A 12,201-nucleotide genomic window follows, 5' to 3' on the forward strand; every position below is an offset into this window, starting at 1 on the left:
GGTGGCGCCCGCCCTCCGGGACGGGCGAGGATCGCAACCCGCGCGGCGTGCTGCACGCGTCCGCGCGTCAGTAGTGGCGCCCGCCCCCCGGGGCAGGCGAGGATCGCAACTGGAAGATCTACGACGGGCTCACCCTCGTCGTCTTGGACGGGTCACCCCGGCTGGTCCTCAGCGACTACGACTACCCCCGCGACGACGCCACCGCCCGCGCCTTCGAACTCCGCGCCGCCGCCAAGGCCAAACAAACCGGCGCCACCCGCTGGGCCCTGGCCGTTCCCATGGTTTGGCTCATCGCTGAACACTCCATCGCCACCCGCCAGGTCTCCAACCACGCGCTGCGCGAAGGCGAACAGGAAGTCATCGCCTGGACTACCGGCGACCTGTCCGAAGGCGTCGACTACGGCCGAGTTCCCTACACTCGCCGCCCCGACGGCACCCCCGTCTTCGGCGACCCAGAGATCGCCACCGTTGCTCTCCGCCCCGCCGAGTTCGCCATCGGGTTCACGATGCTCAGGATGCTCACTGATGAGCAGCCTGAATGACGTCTTGGGCGGGTTTGCGCGATCTTGGACTCCTGCTCTGACAACGGAATCTGCCACACCCCGCCGTCCTGAGCACAAGAGCGACTCACTCCAGGCAAAACGATCCAAGGGTGTGCGGGGGGCACGGAACGATCCTCGCTGACACCCCGCCCGTTCATCGTCATCCCCCGGGGTTTCGGGCAGGGCTGAAAGGGCGTGGAACCCCGGACGGTCCGCCACCGACCATCGTGGGACACGGCTTCGACCGGAGTCGTGACGTCACCCCGCAGAGAAGGGAGCTCCCATGTCGAGCACACTGCGCATGATGGCGGTCACCGGTGCGATGGCGGCCGGGACGATCACGCCGCTGCTGGCGGTCGCCTCCGCCCACGCGGAGAGCGCGCCCGTTCCGCAGCCGCGCGTGAGCGCCGCGTCCGTCGCCGACGGCACGGCCCTGGCCGGGGCCGACGCCCGCACCGTCGGTGCGAAGGCGCTCCGGTGCGTCTCCACGACCGGATCCATCGCCTGCTTCGAGCCGAGCGGCGACAAGGTCTACGTCAAGGACACCAAGAAGGACCACTACTCCGCCGTCGCCATCTGGAAGACCAGTTACGGCCGTAAGGGCGGGTGCCGCAACGCGCTCGGCTACGGCAAGTGGGCGGTCTGCGACTACAACATGAAGGAGGGCAGGAGGATCCACTGGCAGGCGCTGCGCTACGACGGGAACACGCACCGGTACATCCGGCCGGTGTCCCGGATGGGGACCGCCAACATCTGATCCGGGCACGTTCGTGAGCGGGCACCTCGCCGCGCCGGCGAGGTGCCCTTCCGTTGGGATCCGGTGGCGCGGCGTCCTGTCTCAGGACGTGCGCAGTACGGCGTGGCCCGGATGGCGGAGGGTGTGGATGACGCTGCCGCCGCGACGGATCGAGGCGATCAGGCCGGCCTCCCGAAGGACTGTGGCGTGCTGGCTGGCCGAGGCCAGGGACACGCCGGCGTGCTGGGCCAGGCGGCTGGTGGTGCAGCCGCCCTCGGCCGCGATGGCGGCCAGCACCTTCGCGCGCGTCCGGCCGAGCAGGGCGTGCAGTGACTGTTCCGAGGGCCGGTGTTCGCCGAGCCAGCCCAGTTCGTGCTCGATGGGATAGGCCAGCGCGGGGAACGGATCGAGATCGCACAGCGCGAACGGGGTTCCCCAGCAGAAGAAGGACGGGATGAGCCGCAGGCCCCGGCCGTCCAGCCGGAGGTCCCGGTCGGCGGGGTAGGGCAGCTCGAGCACGGGAGCCGACCAGCGGGCCCGTGGATGCAGGGAGGCCAGGACCCGGGCCGTCCCGCCGCGGCGCAGTTCGTCCCGGCGGACGGCGAGGTCGGTCAGCACATGGCTGCGGACGTGGTCCCAGTACGGGGCCAGGGCGACGGCGTGGTAGTCGCGCAACGCCTGTCCCAGCCACCTGAGCCCGCCGAGCTGCCCGCCCGCGAGTTCGGCGGCCGGACCGCCCGGACGGCGCCCCGGCGCGAGCCGTGCGAGGTCGCGCCGGAGGTGTTCGCGCGGGGTGGACAGCACCTGGTCCAGGCCCGCGTCCAGGCAACCCGCCTCGGCGCCCGGTGTGAGGAAGTCGGGGGAGTAACCCGAAGGCGGTGCGAGTAGCGGTAGGTCACGTGACCAGGCGGACGGCCGGGAGCGGACGCGGCGTCGCCACCCGTCGAAGACCGGCCGCCCTTGACCGTCGGTGAGCTTGTGCAGGCTGAGCAGGATCTCCCACAGTGGTTCCGGCCCCTCGGCCAGCCTCGTCCGGCGCAGGTCCTCCGGCGTGAAGTGGATGCGCAGCATGAATCGCGGCCCCCGTCCCCGTTGTCGAACGCGCGTGTCCGCGACTCCGCCCCGGTCGTGTCCCCGTACGTCCGACCGGGGGCCGTGCGCCTGCGGGCCCTCGTTCCCGCCAAGCGCATCGGACGCCGCCGACACTGCAGTCTCAGCGGACGAACATGCCGGGCACGAGTGCCGATTGCGCCATCCACAGCCGGTTTTCGGACAACCTGCAGGTCAGCTCTCTGGGCAACGCCGTCCGAACATCTGACGGTAGGCGTTCGGCGCGACCCCGACCACGCGACGGAAATGCGGCCGCAGCGCCGCCGCCGAGGAGAAGCCGCAGCGGCGGGCGATCTCGTCCACCGGCAGGTCCCCCGACTCCAGCAGCTGCTGGGCGCGGATGACCCGCTGGTGGGTCAGCCAGGCGGCGGGCGCCGACCCGGTGATCTCCCGGAACCTGCGGTCGTAGTTGCGCCTGCTCATGTGGGCTCGCCGCGCCAGGACGCCCACCGGCAGCGCGGTGTCCAGCCGCGCGCACGCCCACTCGATGGATTCGGCCACCGGGTCGGCGGCGTCCACCTCGGGCATCGGCGACTCGATGAACTGCGCCTGCCCACCTGGCCGGTGCGGCGGCAGGACCATGGCCTTGGCCAGCAGGTTCGCGGTCGCGGCGCCGACCGTCGCGCGCAGGATGTGCAGGCCGAGGTCCATCCCGGCAGCGGCGCCGCCCGCGGTGAGGACGTCCCCGTCGTCGATGTACAGCACGCTGGCGTCGACCTCCACCCGCGGGTACAGCTCGCGGAGCCGCGCCGCCACCGCCCAGTGCGTCGTCGCGGGACGACCGTCCAGCAGCCCGGTGGCCGCCAGCACGAACGCCCCGTTGCACAACCCCGCCAGCCGGGCGCCGCGCGCGTGCGCGTCGCGCAGCGCCGCCAGCACCGGCTCCGGCGGCGCCTCGGCCGTCGTCTGCGGCAGCGTCGGGACGATGACCAGGTCGCCGCCGCGGATCGCGTCCAGGTCATAGGGCACGTCCAGGGTCAGCCCGCCGCCGCCGATCGAGGTGCCCGGCGCACCGGCGACGAGCGTCGGCGCCAGTCCGGGCAGCCACCCGTAGGCCGCCGCGACGTCGAACACCCCGAACGCGAACGACATGCTCCCCAGGGAGACACCGTCGAACACGACCACGACCACCCGCAGCGAGATGCCGGTGTCGGTCCGGTCGGCGCCGGCGGCCCTGGTGAAGATCTCGAACCCGGTGCCGGTCATTCCCCTCCGAACCTCGCGCCGCCCAAGAACACGACCGTAAACCGGTAATCGGATGATTAACGCCCGGTTAACATGACCGGCTCCGGCCAGACGCCTGGACGTGAGCCCGCCCGTGCTGCGGACCGAGCAACACCAGGGGGCCAGGGCGGCGCGGCGGTCCGAGCCGCGCGAGCGCGGCGAGTCCACGCCGAACCGGGCCCCGGCCGAGCGCCTGGCCCGGGAGTCCTCAAGGTAGGCAGGCCGCTGGGTGACCGCTATCCGAAGGGAAGCCGATGACAGCACCTCCCGAGGCGGGCAGGCGGTCGGCGACGCCGGACTCGTCGCAACGTTCGTGCGGGAAGCCGAGGGGTTCGCGCTTGTGCAGGACTCGGCGAGCCTGGAGTGCTGTGATAGCCGCTACCTGGCCTCACGCGCTGGGCGACGGCTCCGGCGTATTGGCGCTCGTAGTAGGAGTTGCCAGCCCAGCGGGTGACTTCGACGGTGCGGATCAGATCCGCTGGGGTGTCACACCCGGTGGCATAGTCCAGTTCAGCGGGTCTCAGCGCTCGGCGCTTTCCAGATCTTCTCGGGCGCTTGAGGCGCTGGCCAGATCTGAATCAGGTGCCGTTCGGCATGGCGAGGGGTGTTGGGGGGCCGGTCCGCGAGTTCGTGAGGGGTGTGGCGGCCCTTCACTGAGACTCGGACACGGTAGGTCCGCGACTGCCCGTCCTCTGCCGGGAGGTATTCGTATCCCGGGGGAGCGGACTCGTTCAGGAAGTTGCAGCCGAAGTCGGGGCCGGTGAAGACCATGCTCACCTCGGCGACCTCCTCCCAGTCGTCGAGTTCGAGGTCGGGTGCTGCGGCGAGGATGTCCTTCTGGACCTCGACGATGCTGGCGGGTTCTCCGGTGAAGATCGCTGCCATGTGGCCGTCTGGTTCGGGGAGGATGACGCCGTTCCCGCGGCCGGTGACGTTGGCGGCTTGCCGGCCGGTGGTGTGGTCGCTGATCCAGTACTGGCTGTTGGAGGTCTCGACGTAGAAGTCGGTTCTGGGTTGGTCGGGGTCTGGTTCCCAGGTCGGCCGGGGGTGTTCTTTGAGCCATTGCAGCGGGGCTGAGGGCGCGGGCCAGATCTGGAGCATGTGTTTCTCGACGGGGTCGTCCCCGTGGTCGATCGAGATGTGCTGTCGCTCTTCTCCCTGCTGGCGGCCCACGGCGTGCAGGCGGATCCGGTAGCTGCCCGGGGCGGGCAGGTCGAAGTCCAGGCCGTCCTCGTTGAGGATGGATTCGACGTGAGCGCCCGGCTTGAGCAGCAGACTGAACTCGATCGCTTCGTCCCAGTCGTCCAGGACCGGTTCGGGGCGGCTCTTGCGGACTTGGATGGTCAGGGGCAGGTCGAAGCCGTACATCCCGGTGTAGATGCTCGCCATGCGGCGGCTCTCGTCGATCGCCACGAGTGGGGACGGGCCGGGGTCGCTGTTTTCGCCGAGCGTGTCGACGTTGGGCTCGACCTCGTCACGCAGCCAGTACTGATGATGTCCGATCTTCACTACCCCGCTGTAGTCGGATGCGTCCTCGGGGTGGTCGCTGGATGAGCCCATGGGTGAACCTCCAAGAGAGACGATGGAACAAAGGGCGACGGCGATGCGGTGGCCCTGCCCGGCGGGCCACCGCTTCGCTGGAGCCCCGCCCTCAGACGGCGACTCTGAAGGCATATCCCTTGGTCTTGGCCGACGTGGCGTCCAGCACCCGGTACTGGTAATAGAAGTTCTTCAGTTTGGCACCTTGACTGTTGTTCTCGCCCCTCGGAACCCAGTCGTAGCCTTTTGCCGGGCTTCGCGCCGCCCTCAAAGGGTCAGTGGTCACAATATTGGGCTGTGAGTGCGTCACTGAAATGAGCCGCTGTCCGCTGTGATCGTTGAGGGCGGCAGCGCGGGGCGTTGGAGTTTGGGGTGGTCGTCCCGCTTCTTCTGGCTCCGCTGTCGCGGGCAGTGATTTGAGGCGGAGATGGGTTGGGCGTCGGGTTCTGTTTGATTATGTTGGCGATCAGGCAGGGAGAGTGCTCGTCGCTGCGTGGTGTGCCCGGGAGGATTGCCTTGGTGGGGGCGCCGGCGCGGCGGCGATATTGCTCGGATTCGTGTCGGGGCGCTTGGGGCGCGGGCGCGGCGGGCTGCTGAGCGTCTGGAGCTGCTGAGTTCGACCACGCTTTCAGGACCGGGGCCGAGAGCGTCGTCGTAGGTGCGGATCGTGATGACCGGGGCCTGTGAATAGGGCGGGTCCTGCTCGCGCAGGACCGGCATCCACCTGGCGCTGGGTGGGGGCCGCGGCGGAGCTGCCACCCACACCGCCGAGCCTTGGTGACCAGAGGTCTGTAGCTCTGTGTGACGGCAGTGGCGTTTCGTGCTGTTCCGGATGGCTGATCAGGGCGGGACGCATGTGGCGTGGCTGGCAAGGGCGCGCGGCCGATCAGTAAGAGGTCTGCCACCCGGGTGCCTACGCTGAGTGTCCATTAGTGCGTGCGAGGGAGGGAAGGGTGACTGGTGACAGATACCCACTGTCCGTCGCTTGACATGCAGAGGCAGAAGGAGAAGGAGGTTCGTGCGCGATGCGTACGATCAAGGTCGCCGCTAGGCGCATTACTCGTTGTGACCGCAACAGTGCACATTGGGCAGAGGTCTACAACTCCGGGCGACTCCAACCGAGGCGCTGACGGGTCCGGAAGGCCACTCGTGATCGGGCGAGAGCCGATGCGTCCTGCGTGCTCGGCTCCCGTCCGCACGTCTCTGCGTCACCGTCGTTCCGTGATGAGGGAGAGGGTGTTTCGTGCGTCTTCGCCGTCGCCGCTGCCTAGTCTGTTACTGGCATGAGGGAGAGTTCGTCGCCCACCCCTACCCCGACGGTGCTCCCGTTGCGCTGCATCCGGCGACCGCCGAGGTCCTGACCGCCTTCGAGGACTGGACCACGCTGAAGCAGGCGACCGCCGCGCTCGACCATCTCACCGAGGCCACCGTCGGGGAAGCAGCCTCCGTCCTGCGTGAACACCGGTTGCTGATCGCCGAGGACACTCACGAAGCCGATCTCGACGCCCAGATCGCCCACGCCTGGCGTTCCTGGGAACCGGAAGCGCCGTTCTTCCACTACGCCACCCAGGACACCGTGACCGCCGAAACACGCGCCCAGGCCGCGCGCGAACCCCACGGCTCGGACGAGGTCCCGGTGGTCCTGGACGGCCCCCTCCCAGCGATCTTCACCGCCTACCCCGACGTCGACCGGATCATGTTGCCCCGCCGCCCCGATCCCCGCCTGAACACCGGGCTCGGCAATGCGCTCTACGGACGGCGCACCCATCGCGACTTCACCACCGAACCGGTGGACCTGCCCACCCTTGCCACGCTGCTGGCCACCTGCTTCGCGCCCGTCGACTACATCGACGCCGGACCCTTGGGCGCCCTGATCCGCCGCACCAGCCCGGCCGGCGGCGCACGACAGGAACTCGACGCCTACCTCGCCATCACCAACGTCAAGGGCGTCCCCGCGGGGATCTACCACTACAACAGCCGCGAACACAGCCTGGAGTCGCTGGCCGAAGGCTTCACCGGTGAAGAGGCCGCCTACCTGTGCGCCGGGCAGGACTGGGCCGAAGGCGCCGCGTTCCTGGTCGTCCTGGTCGCGGTCGTCGAACGCATGCGCGTCAAGTACCGCATGCCGCGCTGCTACCGGGTCAGCCTCCTCAACGCCGGACACCTGGGCCAGACCTTCGCCCTGACCGCCACCGCCCTCGGCCTGGGCCCCGCACAGACCGGCGCGTTCGGCGACACCGCCATCGCGCGACGCCTCGGCATCGACAACACCGCCCGGATTCCCGTGTACGTGCTGGCCGCCGGTCACCCCCACCCCGAACCCGGCAACGCCCCACCACCTGCCGATCTCGACACCTTCCGCACCCACCGCGCCACCCTCACCACAACCAGCACTCGCAGCGTTCACGTTCCGGCCCCCTTCGCGAAGGCATGAACGACCGCGTGTCGCTGCGGCCGGTGCAGGAAGCGGATCTGGCGACGATCGTGCAGCTCACCCAGGACGCTGAGATGGCCGGGGAGTACGCCTGGTGCGGTTGGAGCGACCCGCGAGTGTTCCCCCGGCGCTGGGAAGACGACCGTCTCCTCGGCAAAGACGGCGGAGTGCTGATGGCCGTCGTCGGCGACCAGACGGTCGGAGCCCTGAACTGGGGGCGGCGCCCCATCACCCCGTTCTCCTCCTGCTGGCGACTGGGGCGAACCATGCTGCCGGAGGCACGCGGTCGGGGGTACGGCACCCAGGCCGCCCGCCTGATCGCGGCGTACCTGTTCGCCCACACACAGCTGAACCGCATCGAGGCGACCACCGAGATCGGCAACCTCGCCGCGCAAAAATCCCTGACCAACGCCGGATACACCCGGGAAGGCACACTCCGCGGCTTCATCTGGCGCGACGGCGCCTGGCACGACAGCGCCCAGTTCAGCATCCTGCGTACCGACCCGCCCACGCCCCAACGTGTGCGCGTTGAGAGCTCCTCGTAGGCGGTCCCCTCCCGAACCTGATCCCCAAGTATGGCGACCGCCCATGTCGGCCCGCGAAGAGGAACGCCACTGCCCGCCTGGAGTGGACGCTCATCGGCCGGGTCGCTGCCGTCAGCAACGTGGTCGGCACTGGGGAGCGAATTCTGACTCGCTCAGGGCGAAGTGCTGCCCAACCGTGGGTTCAGGCTGGCTCGGCTGCCGAGGCGTAGGAGGGTGAGCGAGGCGATCAGTGGGATGGTGAACAGCAAGGTGGTCAGGAGGACGAGCCAGCTGGCCTTGCTGTGTCGGTGGGAGGCGGCGGGCAGGGGGTGGGCCGTGCCGGTGGCGCGGAGTGGCTGGGCGGGTGTGGTGATCGGGGTCACAGCAGGGGTAGGGCTGGGTGTCCGCTCTTTCGGGAGGGCCCCGGAGTAGTCCGTGCACACGTAGGGCGGACTGCCGTTGGCGAGCCTTCCCAGGGGAATGTGAGGCCGCGGTCGGCGCTTGTCGCAACTGGCGCAGGCTGTTCCATTGTGTTGAGCGCGTGAAGGGCCCGCTCCGGAGAAGACGCGTTTGTGGCCCTGTAGTCATCGGAAGAAGTCCGACGGTGCCGTTGCGCAGCTCGCCCATGGCCTGAACGTAGGGCGCGTGACCGCCAGGCCGTCCGAGTTGGGGGCAGTCGCCGCTTGCTGGGGGGAGACACCCCGCCCGACCAGGTGATCCGTCAGGAGCGGCTGCGCGATGGCGGGGCGAGGACGCGGATGGCCCGCGTCGCGGGGCCGGTGTGGGCTACCGGTTCCGCGGCGCGGGCCGCTGGGGAGGGGTGTCAGGAGATGGTGATGCCGCTGTAGTAGTGGGTGAGGATGGACTGGTAGCTCCAGCCCGAGTTCGCGTAGTCACGCGAGCCGTACTGGGACATCCAGTCGCCGTCCACCCAGGCGCCGCAGGCGGTCGACGTCGAGCAGTAGTGGGCCGCGAAGATGCTGCCGCTGCGGCTCATCCGCGTCGACCACGTCCGCTGGACGGCGGAGGTCGTCGAGGACAGGGCCGAGCCCGGCCGGTAGACCTGGTCGCCGGTGTCGTCCCGGACGTCGTAGCACGCCCCGCTCGGGGTCTTCCGGGTCGAGTGCAGCGCCCAGTACCAGGCGTAGGTCTTGACAGCCATCGCCCCGGCGTCCAGCGAGGCGCTCGGCCAGCTCGAGATCCACTCGTTCGGGAGGACGTTCTCGACATAGGTCTGGAAACCGACCCGGTCGACCCGCCCCAGACCGACGCGGTACACCAGGATCGTGCTGGGCAGCGTGGTGTTGCTGCCGTCGGTCTGGCATCCCGTCGGCCCGCCCGACAGCAGCTGGTGCGAGGCGTTGTTGTTCTTCAGCGTGGGGTTCAGGTTGCCCTTCGCCCCGGACGCGAAGTCCTGGCTCGACCCGCCGTAGTTGCTGTTGTAGTAGACCCGGACGGTCGATCCCGTGCGGTTCCACACCGACGCCGCGTTGTTCTTCACGCAGACGCCCTGACCGGCGCCCGCGCTCTTGAAGTCGTAGCAGGTCGGCTGGGTCGTCCCGTAGTCGGCAAGCGATCCGCTGAAGTCGGAGAGCGAACCTGCCTCGTCGCTGTTGTAGTAGTAGCAGAATTCTCCGCTGTCGCAGACCCCGTCCCGGGCCGCCGCGGAAGCCGGGGCGGACACCGCGACGATTCCCGTGAGCGTCGATCCGGCGACGGCGAGAATGGCGAGGGCTTTCTTGAGGAAGGTCATCACAGGCCGCCTTAGAAGTGGATCATCCACTGGAACTCGTTGTCGGCGGAGCTCACGTGCATGTGTGAGCGCGTGCCGTACGCGAGGGGGTTGTTCCAGTTGTATTCCTCGACGTCGAACGATCCGTCGGAGTAGACCCGGTTCACGTAGGCGACGTGGCCGACCTTGTGGACGTCGTTGACGGCGATCGCGCCGACCGACGGCGTCGTGTTGACCGTCACGCCGACCCGGCGCGCCGCGTCGTCCCAGGTGCCGGCGTTACCCCAGGTCGTCCCGCCCCAGAAGTTGTTGAAGCTCGGGACGCCGAGGCGGCTCGCGATCCGGTAGGCGGCGAACGCCGTGCAGTTGTTCTGCGCGAAGCCGCGCGCGTTTCCGTCGTAGTCGTTGCGCGGGGTCTCTCCGCCCGATCCGCCGAGGAACTGGTGCGAGGCGTTGTTGTTCTTCAGCGTGGTGTTGAGATTGCCGCTCGTGCCGGGCCCGAAGTCCTGGCTCGCGCCGCCGTAGTTGCTGTTGTAGTAGACCCGGACGGTCGATCCCGTGCGGTTCCAGACCGATGCCGCGTTGTTCTTGATGCAGATTCCCTGACCGGCGCCGGCGCTCTTGAAGTCGTAGCAGGTCGGCTGGGTCGTCCCGTAGTCGCCGAGCGATCCGGTGAAGTCGGAGAGCGAACCGGCGAGGTTGCTGTTGTAGTAGTAGCAGAACTCACCGCTTTCGCAGACCCCGTTCCGGCCCGTCGCGGAGGCGTGCGAGGCGGTGGCCACAAGGGGGACGGTGAGTGAGAGCGCGGCGCCGGCGACGGCGAGCGTCCTGCGGACGAAGGACATTTTTCCCTCTTTCGCGGAGTGATCGATCTCTCGCGGGGGCGATCGACGATCGGGGGGTTGGTGTCGAAGGGACGGTCTCGAAGGGGGACGGTCTCGGAGGGGCGGTGGCGCTCTCGGCGCCTGGTCAGGGCGTGGGGATCGGACGCCCGGCCGGGGTCAGTGCGTGCGCAGGTACTCCTCCCAGGGTTGGATCGGGCTGATCCGGGGCCCGTCGTCCGGGCCGCGGTTCGCGAGGCCGTTCATGCCGAGGTAGTAGTCGCCGATCTGGTGCTGGGCCGCGCTGGACAGGTCGGTGTCGCTGATCGCCGCGGCGTGGATGTGCCAGGGCCAGTTCCCCTGGGTGGGGTTGCGGACCCAGGCGGCGAAGCCGACCTGGCGCAGGACGCGGGCGACGTTGGTGCGGGTGGTGGCGGTCATGCCGTCCACGTTGATGTCGACGACGCCGCCGCCGTCGTGGGTCCCGGCGGACGTCGGGTCGCCGCCGGGGTTGTAGGAGCCCTGGTCCAGCTTGAGGGTGAACCCGAGCAGGCGCTCGGCCTCGGTGAGCATCGCCTGGGTGCGCGAGTTGACGGTGTACCCGTCGCGCTGGACCTTCGCGCCCACGGTGAGCACGCGCGTGACGGTGAACTGGTTCTGCCCGAGCGTGGTCAGCGACGTCTTGCCGGGCAGCCCGTTGGCGTCCAGGCCGCTGTACCCGAGCGAGCGCTGGTAGGCCGCGTACGCCGAGGTGGTCGAGGTCCCGAAGTAGCCGTCGACCCACTGGGCGGCCAGCAGGCCCTTGGCCTGGAGCGCCTTCTCGACGGCGAGGACGGAGTCCTTCGCGCCCGGGGTGAGCGTGCTGTCGGCGCGCCGGGGGTCGATCTGGGCGGCCAGGACGGTGGCCTCCATGTCGACGACCGGCAGCACGGTGGCCTGGGGGGCCGTCGGCTTCGGGGACGCGGCCGACGCCTGCACGGCGCTCGTCGCGAGACCGCCCGAGACCGCGACGGTCGCGAGCAGCGCCGTGAGGGCGGTCCGGGTCCTGATCATCTTCATTGCGGGGTGATTCCTTCCGTTGGGGCGAGAATGTGCCGTGACCGGCACGTCAGCAGCGGACGTCGGTGGCGGCGTTGGCCCGGTCGGGGTACCAGCCGACGGCGACGGTGCACTGGCTGAGCGTGTCCGCGCCGGACGACCAGGCCTCGACGACCTTGCCCGGGCACCTGAGGTCGATGAGGTGACGGCCCGCCGAGTCGACGGTCGCGATGGAGACGCAGACGTCCCAGGTGCTGTGCGAGGAGCGGTAGCCCTCCCACACGTACATGTAGGCGTAGTTCTTTCCGCAGCCCTTGAACTGCTTGACCGACGCGAAGGTCTGGCCGTCCAGGTACACGTAGGCGGTCGAGCCGATCTGGACGGTGCTCGAGCATCCGGGCGCCTGCTCGGCGTGCGCCGCCGGGCTGAAGAAGCCGAGCGCCAGAGGTGCCGTCGCGGCGCCCAGTGCCGCGCGGGTGAGCAGTTTCATGACGGGGTTCC

The 12,201-nt window shown here is 69.4% G+C and carries 11 protein-coding genes; 4 read left to right on the plus strand and 7 right to left on the minus strand.

Annotated elements, in window-relative coordinates; genetic code table 11:
• Positions 1-143: 143 nt before the first annotated feature.
• Both P696_RS47600 and P696_RS52870 read left to right on the plus strand, forming a co-directional pair.
• Complete coding sequence (locus P696_RS47600) at positions 144-542, plus strand: hypothetical protein (protein WP_051468075.1); 399 nt, start codon at positions 144-146, stop codon at positions 540-542.
• A gap of 283 nt (positions 543-825) precedes the next feature.
• A complete protein-coding gene (locus P696_RS52870) occupies positions 826-1,299 on the plus strand; it encodes a hypothetical protein (protein WP_051468076.1) in 474 nt (157 codons plus the stop codon).
• 81 nt (positions 1,300-1,380) lie between these two features.
• Here the strand turns inward: P696_RS52870 and P696_RS0123890 are convergent, their stop codons facing one another.
• The 3 genes from P696_RS0123890 to P696_RS0123900 all read right to left on the minus strand — a co-directional run bounded on the left by P696_RS0123890 (position 1,381) and on the right by P696_RS0123900 (position 5,172).
• Entirely contained in the window at positions 1,381-2,349 is a 969-nt protein-coding gene (locus tag P696_RS0123890) for an ArsR/SmtB family transcription factor (RefSeq protein ID WP_026414321.1), read from the minus strand.
• 213 nt (positions 2,350-2,562) lie between these two features.
• Positions 2,563-3,594, minus strand: a complete 1,032-nt coding sequence (locus P696_RS0123895) for a GlxA family transcriptional regulator (protein WP_084338033.1) — start codon at positions 3,592-3,594, stop codon at positions 2,563-2,565.
• A 528-nt stretch (positions 3,595-4,122) separates the two neighbouring features.
• Entirely contained in the window at positions 4,123-5,172 is a 1,050-nt protein-coding gene (locus P696_RS0123900) for a hypothetical protein (RefSeq protein WP_157429881.1), read from the minus strand.
• A 1,222-nt stretch (positions 5,173-6,394) separates the two neighbouring features.
• Between P696_RS0123900 and P696_RS47610 the strand changes: the two genes are divergently transcribed.
• Entirely contained in the window at positions 6,395-7,585 is a 1,191-nt protein-coding gene (locus P696_RS47610; RefSeq protein WP_051468077.1) for a SagB/ThcOx family dehydrogenase, read from the plus strand.
• Entirely contained in the window at positions 7,582-8,130 is a 549-nt protein-coding gene (locus tag P696_RS0123910; RefSeq protein WP_026414324.1) for a GNAT family N-acetyltransferase, read from the plus strand. The genes P696_RS47610 and P696_RS0123910 overlap by 4 nt, the downstream gene beginning before the upstream one ends.
• A gap of 802 nt (positions 8,131-8,932) precedes the next feature.
• On the opposite strand, the gene P696_RS54770 is transcribed toward P696_RS0123910, so the two are convergent.
• The 4 genes from P696_RS54770 to P696_RS52875 all read right to left on the minus strand — a co-directional run bounded on the left by P696_RS54770 (position 8,933) and on the right by P696_RS52875 (position 12,190).
• Positions 8,933-9,862, minus strand: coding sequence for a peptidase inhibitor family I36 protein (locus P696_RS54770; protein ID WP_084338035.1), 930 nt, complete (start codon positions 9,860-9,862; stop codon positions 8,933-8,935).
• Between the two features lie 11 nt (positions 9,863-9,873).
• On the minus strand, positions 9,874-10,686 hold the full coding sequence (locus P696_RS54775; RefSeq protein ID WP_084338037.1) for a CHAP domain-containing protein: 813 nt from the start codon (positions 10,684-10,686) through the stop codon (positions 9,874-9,876).
• Positions 10,687-10,842: 156 nt separating this feature from the next.
• A complete protein-coding gene (locus P696_RS0123930; protein ID WP_051468078.1) occupies positions 10,843-11,721 on the minus strand; it encodes a peptidoglycan-binding domain-containing protein in 879 nt (292 codons plus the stop codon).
• 49 nt (positions 11,722-11,770) lie between these two features.
• Positions 11,771-12,190, minus strand: coding sequence for a hypothetical protein (locus P696_RS52875; protein ID WP_051468079.1), 420 nt, complete (start codon positions 12,188-12,190; stop codon positions 11,771-11,773).
• Between the last annotated feature and the right edge of the window lie 11 nt (positions 12,191-12,201).

Source organism: Actinomadura oligospora ATCC 43269 (assembly GCF_000518265.1).
Taxonomy (GTDB): Bacteria; Actinomycetota; Actinomycetes; order Streptosporangiales; family Streptosporangiaceae; genus Spirillospora; species Spirillospora oligospora.

Bases quoted from the DNA above. Each gene is read 5' to 3' on its own strand.
- P696_RS54775 (WP_084338037.1), bottom strand. From the start codon at position 10,686: ATGTCCTTCGTCCGCAGGACGCTCGCCGTCGCCGGCGCCGCGCTCTCA.
- P696_RS0123900 (WP_157429881.1), bottom strand. From the start codon at position 5,172: ATGGGCTCATCCAGCGACCACCCCGAGGACGCATCCGACTACAGCGGG.
- P696_RS0123895 (WP_084338033.1), bottom strand. From the start codon at position 3,594: ATGACCGGCACCGGGTTCGAGATCTTCACCAGGGCCGCCGGCGCCGAC.
- P696_RS0123930 (WP_051468078.1), bottom strand. From the start codon at position 11,721: ATGAAGATGATCAGGACCCGGACCGCCCTCACGGCGCTGCTCGCGACC.
- P696_RS52875 (WP_051468079.1), bottom strand. From the start codon at position 12,190: ATGAAACTGCTCACCCGCGCGGCACTGGGCGCCGCGACGGCACCTCTG.
- P696_RS52870 (WP_051468076.1), top strand. From the start codon at position 826: ATGTCGAGCACACTGCGCATGATGGCGGTCACCGGTGCGATGGCGGCC.
- P696_RS0123910 (WP_026414324.1), top strand. From the start codon at position 7,582: ATGAACGACCGCGTGTCGCTGCGGCCGGTGCAGGAAGCGGATCTGGCG.
- P696_RS54770 (WP_084338035.1), bottom strand. From the start codon at position 9,862: ATGACCTTCCTCAAGAAAGCCCTCGCCATTCTCGCCGTCGCCGGATCG.
- P696_RS0123890 (WP_026414321.1), bottom strand. From the start codon at position 2,349: ATGCTGCGCATCCACTTCACGCCGGAGGACCTGCGCCGGACGAGGCTG.